Source organism: Agaribacter marinus (assembly GCF_030160655.1).
GTDB lineage: Bacteria > Pseudomonadota > Gammaproteobacteria > Enterobacterales > Alteromonadaceae > Glaciecola > Glaciecola marina.
Genome location: NZ_BSOT01000005.1, coordinates 1,278,389 through 1,296,120, shown reverse-complemented (window position 1 = coordinate 1,296,120; position 17,732 = coordinate 1,278,389). Strand labels below are relative to the sequence as shown.

14 protein-coding genes are annotated in these 17,732 nt (G+C 41.7%); 11 read left to right on the top strand and 3 right to left on the bottom strand.

What is annotated here, in order from left to right; all coding sequences use genetic code 11:
• Nucleotides 1-15 precede the first annotated feature (15 nt).
• Nucleotides 16-876 carry a helix-turn-helix transcriptional regulator gene (locus QQK00_RS07250; RefSeq protein ID WP_284216810.1) on the bottom strand — a complete coding sequence of 287 codons (861 nt, stop codon included), beginning with the start codon at nt 874-876 and terminating at the stop codon, nt 16-18.
• 47 nt (nt 877-923) lie between these two features.
• On the opposite strand from QQK00_RS07250, the gene QQK00_RS07245 reads away from it, so the two are divergent.
• The 3 genes from QQK00_RS07245 to QQK00_RS07235 all read left to right on the top strand — a co-directional run bounded on the left by QQK00_RS07245 (nt 924) and on the right by QQK00_RS07235 (nt 3,187).
• On the top strand, nt 924-2,030 hold the full coding sequence (locus QQK00_RS07245; protein ID WP_284216809.1) for a Zn-dependent alcohol dehydrogenase: 1,107 nt from the start codon (nt 924-926) through the stop codon (nt 2,028-2,030).
• Between the two features lie 30 nt (nt 2,031-2,060).
• Complete coding sequence (locus QQK00_RS07240; protein WP_284216808.1) at nt 2,061-2,873, top strand: alpha/beta hydrolase; 813 nt, start codon at nt 2,061-2,063, stop codon at nt 2,871-2,873.
• A gap of 104 nt (nt 2,874-2,977) precedes the next feature.
• Nucleotides 2,978-3,187, top strand: coding sequence for a hypothetical protein (locus tag QQK00_RS07235; RefSeq protein WP_284216807.1), 210 nt, complete (start codon nt 2,978-2,980; stop codon nt 3,185-3,187).
• A gap of 48 nt (nt 3,188-3,235) precedes the next feature.
• On the opposite strand, the gene QQK00_RS07230 is transcribed toward QQK00_RS07235, so the two are convergent.
• Nucleotides 3,236-5,584: an agarase gene (locus tag QQK00_RS07230; RefSeq protein ID WP_284216806.1), complete on the bottom strand. Its 2,349-nt coding sequence runs from the start codon at nt 5,582-5,584 to the stop codon at nt 3,236-3,238.
• 462 nt (nt 5,585-6,046) lie between these two features.
• On the opposite strand from QQK00_RS07230, the gene QQK00_RS07225 reads away from it, so the two are divergent.
• The 4 genes from QQK00_RS07225 to QQK00_RS07210 all read left to right on the top strand — a co-directional run bounded on the left by QQK00_RS07225 (nt 6,047) and on the right by QQK00_RS07210 (nt 10,231).
• The gene (locus tag QQK00_RS07225) at nt 6,047-7,201 is read left to right on the top strand and encodes a mandelate racemase/muconate lactonizing enzyme family protein (protein WP_284216805.1); all 1,155 of its coding nucleotides are present in this window, start codon (nt 6,047-6,049) and stop codon (nt 7,199-7,201) included.
• 117 nt (nt 7,202-7,318) lie between these two features.
• Entirely contained in the window at nt 7,319-8,551 is a 1,233-nt protein-coding gene (locus QQK00_RS07220) for an MFS transporter (protein WP_431307732.1), read from the top strand.
• A gap of 27 nt (nt 8,552-8,578) precedes the next feature.
• Nucleotides 8,579-9,223: a bifunctional 4-hydroxy-2-oxoglutarate aldolase/2-dehydro-3-deoxy-phosphogluconate aldolase gene (locus QQK00_RS07215; protein ID WP_284216803.1), complete on the top strand. Its 645-nt coding sequence runs from the start codon at nt 8,579-8,581 to the stop codon at nt 9,221-9,223.
• A gap of 9 nt (nt 9,224-9,232) precedes the next feature.
• Nucleotides 9,233-10,231, top strand: a complete 999-nt coding sequence (locus QQK00_RS07210) for an SMP-30/gluconolactonase/LRE family protein (protein ID WP_284216802.1) — start codon at nt 9,233-9,235, stop codon at nt 10,229-10,231.
• 52 nt (nt 10,232-10,283) lie between these two features.
• Here the strand turns inward: QQK00_RS07210 and QQK00_RS07205 are convergent, their stop codons facing one another.
• Nucleotides 10,284-11,204 (bottom strand): 2-dehydro-3-deoxygalactonokinase, encoded by a 921-nt coding sequence (locus tag QQK00_RS07205; protein WP_284216801.1) that lies wholly within the window; start codon nt 11,202-11,204, stop codon nt 10,284-10,286.
• A gap of 262 nt (nt 11,205-11,466) precedes the next feature.
• Between QQK00_RS07205 and fdhD the strand changes: the two genes are divergently transcribed.
• The 4 genes from fdhD (at nt 11,467) to QQK00_RS07185 (ending at nt 17,711) form a co-directional block, all read left to right on the top strand.
• Nucleotides 11,467-12,258: a formate dehydrogenase accessory sulfurtransferase FdhD gene (gene fdhD / locus QQK00_RS07200; RefSeq protein ID WP_284216800.1), complete on the top strand. Its 792-nt coding sequence runs from the start codon at nt 11,467-11,469 to the stop codon at nt 12,256-12,258.
• Nucleotides 12,259-12,291: 33 nt separating this feature from the next.
• Nucleotides 12,292-14,613, top strand: a complete 2,322-nt coding sequence (locus tag QQK00_RS07195) for an FdhF/YdeP family oxidoreductase (RefSeq protein WP_284216799.1) — start codon at nt 12,292-12,294, stop codon at nt 14,611-14,613.
• A 103-nt stretch (nt 14,614-14,716) separates the two neighbouring features.
• Nucleotides 14,717-16,366, top strand: a complete 1,650-nt coding sequence (locus tag QQK00_RS07190) for a flagellar assembly protein A (protein WP_284216798.1) — start codon at nt 14,717-14,719, stop codon at nt 16,364-16,366.
• 58 nt (nt 16,367-16,424) lie between these two features.
• Entirely contained in the window at nt 16,425-17,711 is a 1,287-nt protein-coding gene (locus QQK00_RS07185) for an anhydro-N-acetylmuramic acid kinase (protein ID WP_284216797.1), read from the top strand.
• The last annotated feature ends 21 nt before the right edge of the window (nt 17,712-17,732 follow it).

Genomic DNA, 17,732 nt, shown 5'->3' with positions numbered 1-17,732 from the left:
TATTTTTGTTTCGTCCTAATGACTTTGCTCTCTTGCTTGTTGTCTGTACTGATGAGGCGTGAGGTTAAAGTGACGTTTAAATTGGCGAATGAAGTATGAAGGACTTGAAAAGTTGAGATCGTAAGAAATGTCAGTGACCGATACGTTTGTTTGGCTTAACGTTCGTGCGGCGCTGTATAGTTTGTGTTGAATTAAGTAGTCAGAGTAGGGAACACGAAAATGCTTTTTAAATACCCTCGAAAAGTATGAGGGGGATAAATGGCATGTTTGCGCGGCTTGCTCCAGTGAATAGTTGATCGTTGAGTGCGTTTTGAATTCGTCGATAATTGGCGAGAGCTTTTTGAAAGTAGCAGATGCCGATAAGTGTTTTTGAGATGGGTTTATGCTGCTTCTACCATATTCGCAAACCAATGTAATCAATGTATTAAGTAGCTGTTTACATGTTTCGCTGCCAGGGTTTGAATTGAATTCACTCAGCATCCAAGGTAGCAATTCGTGGATACGTTTTTGTGTTTCAGCATTAAATTGCAAGTGTAAGCCAGTTTTAAGCAATTCGAGAAATTGAGATAAATCGGGTGAGTTTATTCGTTCAGGCACGAATTGCACAATATACCAAGATTTTGGCCTTGGACTTAGCTCAAAATTGTGGGTTTCCATCGCGGGCGTGTATACGGCGTCAAAATCAGACAGTGCGGATTCCCCTTGATGGTAGTAGTAGGTGCCATCAATTCGTTCAAAAAATATGAACTCGTGCACTTGATGAAAGTGCACAAAGCATGAATAACTATCGTGCTGAAGATAACTAACATGATGTATTTCAAAGTCGTAACCGTCTTTAATACTAAAAGGTTCGCAATATATCGTTGGTTGCTTCATCAACAATTAATCAAAGTACAGAATTAACATTAGATTGAGGAGTCTACATGCACAAGGCAAAAGCTGCAATTGCAGATGGTAAAGGTGGTTTTTTCTTCGATACAGTTGATGTAGGTATACCTGCTGAAGGCGAAGTAAAAGTAAAGATAAAAGCATCAGGTATTTGCCATACGGACTGGGACTCCATTAAAACATGGAATAAACGTTTTGTTATTGGTCATGAAGGTGCTGGTGTAATCGTTGAAGTTGGCGACAAAGTCACTGACTTAGTGCCGGGAGATAAGGTCATTTTGAATTGGGCAATCCCTTGCGGTGAGTGCTTTCAATGTCAAGAAGGTAATTTACATATATGTGAAGTAAATAGCCCGGTAACCGGTAAAGGCTTATGTGGCCATGCAAGTCAAAAAGCCTGTCAGCATGGTGGCGATGCTTTAGAGCGTTCATTCCATTTAGGGACTATGAGTGAGTATACGGTTGTTAAATCGTCCGCTGTTATCAAAATTACCCAAGACATTCCTTTCCCAAGTGCAAGTATTGTTGGTTGCGGCGTGATGACTGGATACGGTTCCGCAGTTAACGCGGCAAAGGTACAGGCTGGGTCTTCTGTGGCTGTACTTGGTTGCGGTGGAGTTGGCCTAAATGTTATTCAAGGGGCTGCCGTGTCAGGCGCTGCAAAAATTATTGCAATTGACTTGTCTGAGGAGCGCTTAGCTCAAGCAAAAACGTTTGGCGCAACGCATACAGTGTTGGCAAAGAAAGATGACCCTGACTTAGTGCACATGGTTGCTGAAGTAAAAGCGCTGACTGACGGACGTGGCGCTGACTATGCGTTTGAATGCACCGCTGTGCCAGCGCTCGGTTCTGCGCCACTGGCATTAGTACGCAGTGCAGGTACTGCCGTGCAAGTAAGTGGTATAGAGCAAAAGATTGATTTTGACTGTGAGTTGTTTGAGTGGGATAAAATTTATATAAATCCACTTTACGGGCAATGTAATCCAAATCGAGATTTTGATCGCATTTTACAGTTGTATGGTGCGGGCAAATTAAAGCTCGATGAATTGGTATCAAAAACCTATAAGTTGGAAGATTTACAAGATGGCTTTGATGATATGTTAGCGGGCAAAATTGCCAAAGGCGTCATCGTTTTCGATTAACAACACGCCCAGTTAAGTAAGGAGTCGTTAATGGCTGTACAACGTTTAGAAGTGTCCGGTGATAACTTTTCGCCGAAAAACTTTGTTACTCTGACAGTATACAGTAGTCACTTAAATGGCAGAGCTGATGTTTCTGTATACAGAGAGGAAACAAACGCTAAAGATTTACCTATTGTCGTCTTACTGCATGGTGTTTATGGTAGTCACTGGGTATGGAGTCAGCTAGGTGGTGTACATGATGTCTATGAAACCCTGCGCAAAGCGGGTTTGCCAGAATGTATTTTAGTAATGCCGTCAGATGGGGGACACCAAGAAGGCAGTGGCTATTTGCCTTTAGAAAACGCCAACTATGAGAAATGGGTTGTAGAAGACGTTGTCGATGCTGTAATTCAAACTCAGCCACAGTGTTCTTCTAGATCAAGTAAATATATCACGGGGCTTTCGATGGGAGGCTATGGTGCAATGAGATTAGGTGCAAAGTATCCCAGTGTTTTCTCTGGCATCTCTGCGCACTCTTCAATTACTAAGTTAGATGATTTTGTTCACTTTGTCTGTGAAAAAACACTTGAGCCGATGAGAAATAACAGTGATGAGTTTAATGGCGACGTTTTTGATACTTTGTGTGCACAAAAAGAACAATTACCGCCATTGCGTATTGATTGCGGTAAAGATGATGTACTCTTTGATGCAAATTTAACCTTAGTAGATAAATTGGAAAAAACAGGCGTTTCATTTTCATTTGATAGCTTCCCCGGTGAACATGCCTGGGAGTATTGGCATGAGCATGTTGCAAAATCCCTGCAATTTTTTGCTGATATTGAAGCAAAAAAATTACCAAAGTAGTCTGCATCGTTAATTACAGCGCACTGCTCCATGCATAACGTATAGTGGGAGGTATTTGCTTTACGTGTCACTTACCTCATTGAATATATTCAATGAGGTAAAATATGAACAAGCCATTCTTAGTACCATTAGTGGCGTTTAGCGCCATTTTATTAGAAGAGCCGTTGGTTCAACATATCGAAGTTGCTGCTTCTGAAAGCCCAGACACGGGTTTGATTGCGTTAGTCAGTAAAAGCCAATGTTCGCACCTGTTTCCTTTTAGCGCTACGTTTTTGGAAACTTTTATGACTGACGCAAACATGGACATGTTTTAAGTCTGCCGGCCACAATCAATACGGCCGACGCGAATTACAACTTAGCTTTTATTTGTCTTCAAGGCGTGTTTCATACATGTTATAGGTGACGTCTTTTACCGCGTTAATTAGCTCTGGGTAGGGGACATCAGCAACATTTACAAAGCCAATGTTTGCATTTTCGCCATCAAATGCACGGCCAGTAATAGGTTCATCAGCATACTGGAACCAATGCGCACCGACCATATAAGGCTTTGAAAGCACACTTGCCATGTATTCTTTATACATCAACGCGCGATCTTTTTGGTCTGATGCATGCACGATACCTGGGTTAAATAGACCAGAGTCAGTGGCAGTGCCAATGTGGAACTCGCCAATTACTGTCGGTAAATCAACCTTTTCTAGGAAATCCCACGCATGCGCTTGCACGCCTTCTTCATAAATATTGAAGCTAAGCACATCAGAATACTTTAATGATGCCTTTATAATTTCGTCAGGCATGCCCCAATTTGCCATTCTAGCGCCCATGTACAAGTGATTTGGTAGTGCTTCCTCCAAGGTGTTGTGCACAACGACAAAGTATTGTTCACCTAGTGCTTCAAGTAGGCTTGATAAATCGGCGACTAAGGCGTCGGAAAATTCAGTGAATTCGACACCTGATTCTAATGATGACCAGCTAGCTAAAGATGTATTCCAAGCGGCATTTAATGCATCAATATTGGTATATTTGTCTTTTAAGCGTTGACTAAAGGCGGCTTTCGCTGGGCTTTCTTCTGCAGATTTGGATAGTGCATCCAAAATAACACCGTAGCGTTGAGGCACTGTACCAGTGCGTTCGCCCCAACTCTTTTCGTTGTCAATGAATATACCAGCGCACCAAGGTGAACCTTTTACCTTTCTCTTTAGCACATCAATGGTATGTTGTGCTCGTTCAGCAAATACTGGATCGAATGGGTCAGGCATTAAGCCCCAATGGTTTTTGTAGCCAGATAGTGTTTTAAAGTCACCAATGATCCACCCATTTGCGAAGTAGGGTACTTGTTTTGCAGCATAGAATGCCGGATCTACCCAGTTACCAAATGAGGTGAACCCCCAATCATGCATGCGATCAATGGTGACTTCTTCCCATTTTCGAAGGAATGATTCATTGCCATCGTTGCCGTAACGTCTGTCTAAATTTGCTCGGTAGAAACTATAGGTCTCGCCATATGGAATAGCCCCTTTATGCGTAGAGCGTCGGTAACTATAGTGTTCTGCTAGAGGATCATTGTAATCCGGCAACCATTCAAACATGCCATTGCGAAGTGGGGAAATAGTGTACTTCTGTTCTTTTATATTATTAGGTATCTTAATGATACCCATTGAATCTTCCGGCGTGACTTCTTCGGCTCGGCGTTCTCTTATCTCTGGTGCGTCATAATCTACGCCTGTTAGCGTAGTCATGTTTGCCATACGGACATTTGCCGGGCCATGAGAGAAAAATATATAACCCTCAGGGTCAACCATCCACCATTTACCATCGACTTTTTCGGTACGGAAATAGCCAGTTGCCTCTAACTGTGGTCCTTTAGTATAACCGCCAAAACGCGATCTGTTTTCAGGGCCTTTTGATGCAGCTAAAGCCGCCAGCTCTTCATTAGCTAGTTGCTTTAGATGTTCTTCAGATTGGACTTTTCCAGGGAATTCACGCTGTGCATTCTGCCCAAATTTGTCTACGATACCTTTCATCCAATTTGGATCAGACGGTGGGTTTTTTCTAATCCGAACGTTATTTAATTCTATGATTTTGTCTTCTAAAGTGCCAATCATGAAAAAGTTAATTTTCGCGATTTTTGATAAATCAACTTGTTCACTTCGCCAAGATCGCCACACCATCATCGTACCAGCGTCAGGCCAAACCGGGGCATCTCCCCAAAAGCCTGTTTCAGTCTCAGCTTCTTTTCCGGTAAGTGGCACAAATATAGTACCTTCGAAGCCTTTAGGAATACTTAATGAGCGTCGTTGATTTTTGCCTTTTGGATTAACAAGCGCCATATATAGGTGCGCAGAGCCATTGCTTAAATTTTTCACGTCCAATGCAATGTTGTGAGCCGGTAAGGCCGATAAATCCCATGGGGTATCTGGCGTGATACTCATTGTAGGAATACTAGTATCTTTAGAAAATGTGACTTGCATTTTATTCGATGCGCCTTGAAAACTTGTCGTTACGCCATCCAACGTTACGTCATGTTTAGTGCCGCTTTCGGTAAATGAAATGAGATCTGTGAGTGCCTCATCATAAACAGCTATTGCTGCATTCTCGCTGTCATTTTGACGCTGAGTATTCGACCCAGTCTCATTTTGGCATGCGCTCAAAAAAAGCGCGCTACCACATATAAGTCCAACGCTTAGAGATAACTTAGATATTTTGTAAAACATTTTCCATAATTCCTATTTTCTGGGCTTTGTTGTGTGACTATTAGTAGTGAATACTGTGTTTACTCATTCATAAGGCATTGTTTGTAAGGTCTTTATTTATATACGCGTCGCGTTTCTGTTTTTGTATTGCCACTTAACATTGCGTTATTCAATGACAATTATAGCTAAAAGCGTTGATTGTTATCAATGTTTTGTTAACAATATACAAACAGTAATTGGATTATATGTAACAAGTCAAACGTTTTGTTAAAATCCGTTGTATTAATTTTTTTAAATTATGTGTAATATGATTTTTTCAATGTGTTATAGATTTGCATTAACTACTCTAACGAGTGAAAATAAAACCGAAGTCGAGTGCAGTGTTATTTATTTTAACGTGCCTCATACAAAAATGGTTCAAGCAGCGCAAGGCGTATTTATATTACAAAATTAGCGTTGTTTACGAAACACGGCGGATAACAAGTGAAAATAACGGACGTAAAAGCCTATGCGTTTTGGGCGGGTTTTAGAAATGTATGTGTTGTAAAAGTAGAAACCGATGAAGGGATCTACGGATGGGGTGAGTCAGGACTGTCCAGCCGCGAACGAGCGGTCATGGGGGCAGTTGAACATTTCAGAGAGTTTTTAATTGGCCAAGACGCGACAAACATCGGCGGTATTTGGCAAGAAATGTATCGTAGTCAGTATTTTGAAGGTGGCCGTGTGCTAAGTGCTGCTATTGCAGCAATTGACGTCGCTTTATACGATATAAAAGGGAAGGCATTGGGTGTACCAGTTTATCAGTTACTAGGCGGTAAACAGCGAGATCAAATTCCTTTATTTGCGACAAGTATAAAACCCCATGGTCAGGCAGTGGTTGATGACGTTATTCGTTTGTATAAAGAAGGTTGGCAGTGCATTCGCTTGACAACCGGCGAGCATGGCAACCCAACAAAATCTACTCGATACGAGCCTCGAGAAACGATTGCTGTAGCGGCGGATAGTCTAAATAGTATCCGTGAAGAGTTGGGATCTGATGTGATACTTGGTATAGATTATCATCATCGTTTGTCATTACCAGAAACCGTATCATTTATGGAAAAGCTCAACCCGGGCACTTTAGACTTTATTGAAGAGCCTATTCGCGCAGAATCGCCAGAAGCCTATAAAATGTTGCGTCAAATGACGAACGTGCCTTTCGCTATTGGCGAAGAATTTACAAGTAAATGGCATTTTGCACCTTTTGTTGAATCTAACTTAACCAATTTTGCACGGATTGATGTGTGTAACGCTGGGGGCTTTACTGAGTCCATGAAAATAGCCGCCATGTGTGAAGCACATTACATTGATATGATGCCCCACAATCCCTTGAGTCCGCTATGTACAGCTGCATCTATTCATTTCTGTGCCGCAATCAATAACTTGTCTTGGTTAGAAATTCTTGAATATACCGACAATAACGGCGATTACGACCGTTACTTCATTAATAGTCCAGTGATAGAAAATAACATGCTCAATGTATTGTCTACACCTGGATTAGGAATTGACATTAATGAAGAGTTAGTGAAAGAACAGTCTTTCAAGTTTTGGGAAGCGCCTCGTTTGCATAAAGATGACGGTAGCTATACAAACTGGTAAGCAGATAAATAAAAATAAGAGAGTAGAGTTATGCAAGACGCCGATAATTCGACGCAGGAGTCAGGCCAAACCACACAGCAAGAAGTGGCTAAAAAAGGTCGTTATGGCATTTTAGCAATGGTTTTTATCACCGTTGTTATCAATTACATGGACCGCACAAATATTTCAGTGGCGGCAACAGCACTTAGCGATGAACTAGAACTTTCTACTGTGCAGATGGGCTTGATATTTTCTGCATTTGGTTGGACTTACTCTATTTTCCAAATCCCAGGCGGTATAACCGTAGATTTAATCAAAATCCGTATTTTGTATCCTTTCATTCTTACCGCATGGTCTATTGCGACAATTGTTCAAGGCTTTGTAAGTTCATTTGCAGCCTTAATAGGCTGTCGAATGGCAATCGGAGTCTTCGAAGCGCCGTCTTTTCCTTGTAACAATAAGGTCGTCACGCAATGGTTTAATGAAGATGAGCGTGCAGGCGCTATTGCCGTTTATACCTCTGGGCAGTTTATTGGTTTGGCCTTTTTATTCCCCGTATTGGCTATTATCCAAGAATACTACGGCTGGCGCGGGTTATTTATCATTTCTGGGTTGGTAGGTATTGTTTGGGCTGTTATTTGGTATATTTTTTACCGTGATCCTCAAGATACTAAAGAAGCAATGGCTCAAGCGGCAAAAGATAAATCTGACGGTAAAGAGGCTAGCATAGCGGTAGTCGAAGATACTAAGTTTACAGTGAAGGATGTTGTGAAAGTCTTTGGTGTAAAAAAACTATGGGGTGTATACATAGGTCAGTTTTGTCTAGGTGGCGTACTGATGTTTTTCTTAACTTGGTTCCCGACATACTTGGTAGAATACCGTGGTTTAGATTTTATTAAATCAGGCTTTCTTGCGTCAATTCCATTCTTAGCTGCGTTTTGTGGCGTGTTAGTGTCTGGTTTCTTTTCTGACGCCTTAACGCGCAGATGGGGCGTTTCAAAAGAGGTTGCGAGAAAAGCGCCGATTATCTTAGGTATGCTACTAACAACGAGTATTATTGGTGCGAATTATACCGAGGATACTTTTTGGATTGTTACCTTTTTATCCATTGCCTTTTTCGGAAACGGTTTAGCGTCGATTGCGTGGATATTTGTTTCTTTGCTCTCGCCAAAGCGTTACTTAGGACTTGTTGGTGGTGCAATGAACTTTATTGGCGCTCTGTCGGCAGTATCAGTGCCGGTTATTATTGGATTCTTGGTCAGCGATGGCGATTTTAAACCAGCCTTAGTCTTTATTTGTGCATTAGCGGCTGCGGGCATGTGCTCTTATTTGTTCTTAATTGGAAAAATAGAAGAAGTAAAACTGGATTAATTGTTAAATATCAAAGTGAGAGGCAAGGTGTTAACTAGACAAGCAATATTAGATAAAATTTTACATGAACGTGTTGTCGGTATCGTTCGCTTAAAAGAACAAGGTGAGGTAGCTGATTGCTTGCAGTGTTTAGTTGATGGTGGCATGGGGTGTTTAGAAATCACGTCTAATACACCGGGTTATGCTGAAGAAATAAAAAACGCGCGTGAGCGATACCCCAATATCTTAGTTGGCGCCGGCACGGTGACAAATGCCGATAAAGCTAATGTTGCCGTTGCTGCTGGTGCGCAGTTCTTGGTTACGCCAAATGTGAATGAAGAAGTTGTGCTTATCGCGCACAAGGCTGGTATCCCGGTATTAATGGGTGCCCTTACGCCGACTGAAATTAACCTTGCAGTAGAAATTGGCGCGGATATCGTAAAACTTTTCCCTGCGGGTGACATTGGGCTTAACTACTGCAAGGGTATTATGGGGCCGTTTAATAATGTGCCGCTTATGGCTGTTGGTGGTATTAGCAAAGAAAACGTCGTAGAGTGGCTATCAATTGGCATGGCAGGTATTGGTATTGGAAGTCAATTGTGCCGCGCAGTTAAAGATGAGAGTGATAAAATTGCACACACAGAATTTGTGCGTGATTTTATGAGACTCGTAAAACAAACAACACAACAATAGACAAAAAATATGAAACTAAAGACACTACTAAATTCAATCGCTGGTTTGGCGATGTTTACATCAATAGCAGCATGCGCTAATCCGCAAGTGGAAATTTTGGATGACCAAGCGTTGTCTATTATCTCTGCTGACAGTAAGTTGACGCAACTAGCTGATGGGTTTAAATGGACTGAAGGCCCTTTGTGGGTTGAAGATGGCGGTTATCTTTTGTTTTCAGATATCCCGAATAATCAAGTATTAAAATATAGTGATAAAGACGGTTTGTCGGTTTTTCTAGAGCCTTCTGGTGCAACTGGCATAGAGCCTCATGACTCTAAACAGGGCTCAAATGGCTTACTTCTTGACGATAAAGGTCGTTTAGTCTTATTACAGCAAGGTGACCGTCGTGTTGCAGTGATGGATGCGCCCTTGTCTGCGCCGAAATCGACGTTCATTACCTTAGCTGGTGAGATTGATGGAAAGCGTTTTAATAGTCCAAATGACGCTGTTTATCATCAAAATGGTGATCTTTATTTTACCGACCCTCCTTATGGTTTGACAGGAGGCGCTGATAGCCCAAATCGTGAATTGGATGTCATGGGAATTTACGCGACGTCGCCAAATGGGAAAACAAGGCTAATCGACGACTCTATCAAGTTTCCTAATGGTATTGGCTTATCGCCAGACAACAAAAAAATGTATGTTGGTGTATCTGATAACAAAATGCCTCGTTGGTATTCCTTTGATTTAGATAAAGATGGAAATGCGAGTAACAAGCAAGTCTTGTATGACGCATTAGATTATAAAAAGAAAACAGAACAACCGGGCTACCCCGATGGCATGGCTGTACATTCAAACGGTACTATTTTTGGTACGGGGCCAGGTGGCGTTTGGGTATTTACACCTGAAGGAAAGTTGCTTGCAAGAATTTTGACTGGTAAGGCAACCGCAAATTGCGCGTTGTCAGCTGACGAGAAAACACTATTTTTAACTGCGCACGATGTAGTTTACTCGTTCCCTATTAAGTAACATTTAGCGTTTGTAAAAATGCAAAAACGCCAACGAGTAGTTGGCGTTTTTTTTAGACTAACGATGTAGATCCTTTTTGACGCAATTGATTCACAATTTCGCTTATGCCGGCGACAAAACAAGCATTGCCATCAACACTAGTAGATTGAATATCTAGGTGATGACTTGCGATTTCATATCGACGATTCAAATTTTCTGAACCAACGAATACTAGGTTTTTGCCAATTTTGGATTGTAGTTCATGAGCAATCAACATCCCTGATAAGTAATCCGCCACTTCATCATTGGATATACTATTGAACAACATGTGCGTGCGAGCTAAAAATAATCTATTGCTTAGCTGACCATCCAGCGCATCATCTGCGCCTTTTAAAAAAGCGGCTTCTTTGAATGTTGCAGATGATTCTATCCCTTTTCCTAATATACTGTGGTCGACTAACAATGAAAATATTTCACCCGTCATGTATGTGCCAAATTGTACAATTCTATTGTTTTGGTACGTTACATGTTTACTGTGAGTACCAGGGAATACCGCGTCAAAATTATCACTACTTAATACTTGGGATAAACCAAATATCTGAATTTCTTCGCCACGCATAACGTCTTTTCCCACGGCAGACGTATGGCAAACTCCTGGCACAATAGCGGCCATTTGCTCCCATGGAAGATTGAATACAAATAATTCCTTACTTAAGTCAGATGCACTTGCAGGACTCGGAATATAGTCAACGTTATGCCAACCTTTAGCGGAGCCGACCATGCCAGCAAATACTATTGGGAAATTCATATATTCAGGCAGCCATTTTTTAAGCACAGATTCAAGCGCGCTAGCAAAATTACCATCTGTAACTGACAACAGGCCAACGTTTGCTTCGACGCTATCAATTAATGAGTTAGCCCCATCGAGTAAGAATGCACGAAAGTTGGTGGTTCCCCAATCGACGACAATAACGTTTGAGTCTGAATGTATCATTTACTTCTCCTTATACCGTTTGGGTCCTAGCAAGGTCTTATTCGCAGTGCCCATTTCTTGTGTACAGGATATCACATGGTTATTTTCAATTCATAGCATTACACATAATGAAGTCGTTGATTGTGTTTAATGTGGGTAGTGAGGAATATTGCGTTAACGAATGTGCCAGTATCGGTTAACATATCCAGATAAAGTCGCTGCTGTAGCGAATACTCTTAATTGGATCTGATTATTTGTGCGAAAATCCGAACGTTCAACTCACATGCAAAAAGATAATGCGATAAATACTGCCGCAAACATTACCTTAGCTGAAGAAGTACCCACAGCCATAGAAATTAACGGTATTAGCTTTGCAGTGATGATGCTAAGTCCCCATGACTTCGAAAATTTTGTGCATGGGTTTTTGTTTACTGAAGGCATTGTAGACAATATTCATGACATTCATGGTATTGATGTAAAAACCAGTAAGCTAGGGGTTACTGTGGAATGTGAATTGGCGAATCGCTGTGTTCAACGACTTCAACTTCGTGTTCGAGCACTTAAGGGGGCCGGTGGATGCGGTATTTGTGGCACGCAGGCCTTAGAACAGGTTTTTCCGACGCTTTCTTCTGTGATGGCCGTTAACACTCACATATCTTCAAACAAAACCACTGTACCTGCAAAATCCGGTCATCAAATTAACCATAGTTTACATGGGCTTAGGTCACGACTAGACGAATTTCAAGACAAAGCACAATTGAGTGGTGCAATGCATGCGGCGTTTTGGTTAGACGACATGTATAGAGTGTTATACTGCCAAGAAGATATCGGCCGACACAACGCCTTAGATAAACTGATCGGTTTGCTACGACAACGTCAAACAGACGTATCGACTGGCGCAATACTCATTACAAGTCGGTGTGGCGCTGAGTTAGTGCATAAGGTTGTGCGCTATGGCGTGGCAACGCTCATTAGTTTAGCATCACCCAGTACGTTAGCCTTAGAGATGGCAAGCCAATACGGTGTTCGGCTTATCCATATTCCAAAGACCGATCAACCACGTATCTATGGATGAGTTGACAGGCGAATAAGCAAAAAGAGAATGGAAATGAAAAATAATGACTCGGCTTTAAATAAAAATACTAAAGATAACAAGCCTAATAAAGCCGGGGGGATGCCCTCTGTTACATCGACGTTTAAACAGTTGGTACAAAGTAAACGCGTAAAAAGTAATATTAAAAACTTACTTAGAGTCAATAAGGCTGGTGGCTTTGATTGCCCGGGGTGTGCCTGGGGAGACAGCCGTGAAGGTATGTTGCATTTTTGCGAGAATGGTGCAAAAGCGATTGCATGGGAATCGACGGAACAAACCGTTGGACCAGCATTTTTTAAGAAATTCAGCGTAAAAAAGCTGAAGAAACAGAGTGATTATTGGCTTGAATATCAGGGCAGAATTACACACCCAATGCGATACTCAAAAACATCTGGTCACTATGAAGAAATATCCTGGCATGATGCTTTTCAGCTTATCGCAGACAAGCTTAATTCTCTTACATCTCCGAATGAAGTTGAGTTTTATACTTCTGGTCGAGCAAGTAACGAGGCATCGTATTTGTATCAGTTATTTGGTCGTTGCTTTGGCACAAATAATTTTCCTGATTGTTCCAATATGTGCCACGAAGCGAGTGGAATCGCGCTTTCACAATCCGTCGGTGTTGGGAAAGGCACCGTCGTACTAGATGATTTTTATGTTGCAGACGCAATATTTGTCTTTGGACAAAATCCTGGAACAAATCACCCTCGTATGATGAATGCCCTGAGAAAAGCTGTGAAGGGTGGGTGTAAAATTGTCACCGTTAACAATTTACGTGAAGTGGCACTTGAAAAATTTGCCAGCCCACAAAGCCCTATGGAATTGCTGACGTCAAAATCAGTGGATATCAGCCACCTATATTTAATGCCAAAACTGGGTGGTGATATGGCGTTCATTCGTGGTATTGCAAAAACCATTTTTGAGCGTTACCCAAATAGTATTAGTGCTGATTTTATTCAGACGCACACTCAAGGTTTCGAAGATTACGCCCGTGAAGTAAAACAAACCCCTTGGGTGAATATTGTCGAACAGTCAGGCATTGATCAAGCCCAAATTATGCAGGCCGCAAATGTATTTGCGCACAGTAAACGTGTAATAACGACATGGGCAATGGGACTGACACAACATAAACATTCTGTGGCAACTATTCGTGAAATAAGCAATATACACTTATTGACTGGGCAATTAGGTCAAGCTGGCGCCGGTTTGTGTCCGGTACGGGGGCATAGCAATGTGCAAGGCAATCGTACAATGGGCATCAACGAGAAGCCCAACAAAGGTATGTTAGATAAGTTTAGTCAGTTTTTCGACCATGCGATGCCACAAGAAAGTGGACACAATGTTTTTTCTGCGCTCAAAGCGTTGGACAATAAAGAAAGTAAGGTGCTTATCGCGTTAGGCGGTAACTTAGCTGCTGCTGCGCCTGATACCAAATTTACACATCAGGCGATAAGCAATGCTGAGCTAAATGTACAAATCAGCACTAAACTGAATCGAACGCACTTATTAGTCGAAGACGACGCCCTAATTTTGCCCTGCTTAGGTCGGACAGAAGTTGACGAGCAAAGCGCTGGTAAGCAAAATATTACTGTTGAAGATACCTTTAGCATGGTGCACGCCTCGGCTGGCAATACGCCACCTATATCTGCGATGTGTATGTCTGAAACAGCGATCGTGGCAAATATTGCTTTTTCAACGCTAGGCAACAAACCTGTCAATTGGCTTGAATTAGCATCTGATTACGACGGTATTCGTGATTTAATTGCGAATACGATTGATGGCTTTGCCAATTTTAATGAAAAGTTATCTCAACCAGGAGGATTTCATTTAGCTAATTCAGCTGCAGAACTGCAATGGAATACAGCCAACCGGCGCGCGAACTTCTCTAATGCTACCTTGCCGTTATCTTTGTTTTCTGATGAGACCGAGGCCTTACTTCAAGAAAAGAAAGTCCCCATTTTTACCTTGCAAACGATGCGTTCTCACGATCAATATAATACGACTATCTATGGCATGGATGATCGCTATCGAGGCGTTAAGGGAGACAGAGAGGTTTTATTCATGCATCCAAAGGATGGTAAAAAACTTGGCTTACAAGATATGGATAGTATTAACATTACGTCTATATGGGAAGATAAACAGGAACGCAAACTAGTTGGGTTTACCGTGCATTTTTATGATATTCCAAGGGGAAATGTTGCCGGTTATTATCCTGAACTAAATCCGTTAGTGGCGTTTGATAGTGTCGGTTGTGAGTCTTTTACACCGACATCTAAATCTGTTCCTGTCGTGATTGAGAAAGCTACTGAACACGCTATTCCTGTAAGCCAGAAGTAAGCTCGAGCAATAGGGTGTAAAACTTTAGTATAAAAAATACGTTGTCTGCCGATATGCCTATTACGTACTAACGTTTTTATTTAACCGCAACTATAGGCTTACGATGAATGGTGTAGAGTTCTCTTTTTTGGAAGAAAATAATACAGTTATAGCCACCGTGAGTCCCGGTGATTGTGACGCAACGCTAGAAGCCGAACTTGTCAAAAAAGCCATTCTAAAATCTGAATTTAGCAAATATTACATAAAAGAAGATGCCATCAATAGTTTAGTTGTCATGGCAAAAAATGCGTCTGGTGCGGGTAAAACTGCGCCCTTTACTGCAACTGTTGCAGAAATCAAAGATGCAGAAGTCAAAGTTCAGGTAAGCAACGACGCAATGGAGGCAAGTGTCATTGTTGTTGGCGCATATTCAGGGAAGCCGCTTAAATTAGCAAATTTTCAGCAAGCACTAGCTACCAATGGTGTTATTCGAGGTTGGAGTTCAAAGCGCATAAGCGCCTTAGTCGAAAAAGCAGACAAGCTAGCGCCCGGTCGGATACATAAAGAAGTGATAGCCAAAGGCCTACCTCCTCGCAAGGGGCGAAACTCCCGGATTAAACCACTCGTAGAAAATGCCCTCGAAAGAGTATTACAGCCTAAAAAAACCGAAGATGACAAAGTTGACATGCGCGATCTCGGCGAAATCATTTGTGTGAAAAAGGGCGAACCTGTTGCGGAGGTATTGCCACCATCCCCTGGACGCTCTGGTTTTACCGTCACAAATATGCCTATAAAACCAGAGCCTGGGGATGACCTTGAGCTTAAACTAGGTGCGAATACGACTTTCGACAAAATGAATAAGCGCCTAGTGGTTGCTTGTATCGATGGTCTGCCTAAGTTTGCAGAAGGCGTAATGGCCGTTGACGACACCTTTGTATCAAAAGGGGTAAATGTAAGGACGGGTAATGTAGATTTTGATGGCGCGGTTATCGTGAATGGTGATGTTACTGAAAATATGAAAATAACCGCCAGTGGTGATGTGACTATTAACGGTTTTGTAGAATCTGCCACAATTATCGCGCAAGGTGATATTGTCATTACGCAGGGAGTATTAGGAAAACCTGACGGCGGAAAAAGCTGCAAACTAATCGCAAAAGGCGACGTTGCTGTCGCGCATGCGCAAGGCGTTAATATAGAAGCATGTGGCGAAGTCCGTGTCATGAAACAAATTGCGCATAGCGATATTACTTGCTTTAGTAAAATTTTTGTTGGCAGAGGTGATAAACCAAATGGCAGCATATTTGGCTGTGTTATTAACGCTTATAGTGCTATTGAAGCAGGTAGTGTTGGTGCTGTATCTGGCAGTAAATTGGATATCGATTTTTCGGAAGGTTTTAATAAAATAAGCCAGCGTTTAGAAGGCCTGCGAGAGATGCGAAAAGAGCTTGCAAAGACGAATGCCGATCATGAAATTCAGTACGCACAATTTAAAAATAGAGTGCATAGTGCAGAAGTTCAACAAAAAGTGAAGACCTTGGAACAAGCATTGGAAGAAGAGCGCGAGTTGTTGCAATGGCTACAAACTGTTGAACAAGATAACATGGATAACTTGTCGGCCTACAAAGACGAGGTAAAAGTCATTGCAACGCAAACACTTTATCCTGGCGTATCTGTAAAACTTAATAAACAATCCTATACATCAGATAAAGAGAACACTAGAGCTTGCCTGTTTTGGCATGATCATGAATGGAAAGTGACAAAAACTCGTGCATGATTAGCACTTGACGCCAAACCATTGTAAGCTCAAAGTTCAAAACGAATTAACGAGCGACATGCTAGACAATATTTCCCGCCTTTACGAAATTAGTAAGAAAGACCATAGACGAATCATTGGCCTAATGAGCGGCACATCTTTAGATGGTCTCGACATTGCCCTGTGTAAAATAACCGGGAGTGGCCTGAGCACACAGTTAATCGTCCAAGCATTTACTACTGTTTCTTATTCTGAAAATATGGTTGCCAACATTCAAAAGGTATTTTCAAAGCAGCAAGTGCATTTGGAAGCGTTAGCAATATTGAACGAAGAAGTTGGCATTTTTCATGGACAAGCGGTTCGAGAACAACTGTTAAAATGGAACATCGATGTTAAAGATATCGATTTAGTTGCGAGTCACGGACAAACTATTTTTCATGCACCTGCGTCTTTTCATAAGCAGGTGAATAGACCAAACGCAAGTTTACAAATTGGCGATGGTGATCATGTCGCCCGAGAGTCGGGAATTATCACGGTTGCTGATTTTCGTCAGCGACATTTGGCTGCTGGTGGTGAAGGAGCCCCCTTAGTTACTTATGGTGATCATTTGCTTTTTGCCTCAAAAGACAAAACGCGTATTCTTATCAATATTGGTGGCATAGCCAACCTTACGTTTATGCCAAAAACGGCTAACTTGAATCAAGTGATATCTACTGACGTTGGACCGGGTAATACGCTCATGGATGCATATGTGAGGGAGCATTTTTCGCCCATGAGGTATGATAAAAATTCGTCCTTTGCCAAAAAAGGCAAAGTGAATACATCGATGTTAAATGCTTTGCTTTCCCATGATTTTTTGCATTTACACATGCCAAAGACGACGGGGCCAGAAGCCTTCGATTTGAAATTTGTAGATACTTGTATTGCCGCCTACGTAAAAGACAATGTTGACCTCAATAGTGATATTGAAAAGACGGGTTCATATCATTTTGATGTATTGGCAACGCTTAATATGTTTACGGCAAAATGCATAGCCATGCATGTGCTTGAATGCTTAAAGAATATCGATAAGAACGTTGATATTAATGATATTGAAGTTTATTTGAGTGGCGGGGGCGTGCACAATCCACTTTTGTTGCAGAATATTGCATCCTTACTGCCTAATATACAGATCCAATCTACTGAAGCGTTGGGTGTATCACCTGATGCAAAAGAAGCGGCGCTATTCGCATTGTTGGCAAACGAATGTATAGCGCAGAACACTTCGCACCAAAATATACAGTCCTCAAATAATCCGAATCAAAACATTGCGATACAGACTAACGTACCTCAAACCTCAATGGGCAAAATTTGCTTTCCGGTCTAAGCTCAGTCTTTAACCAATCTG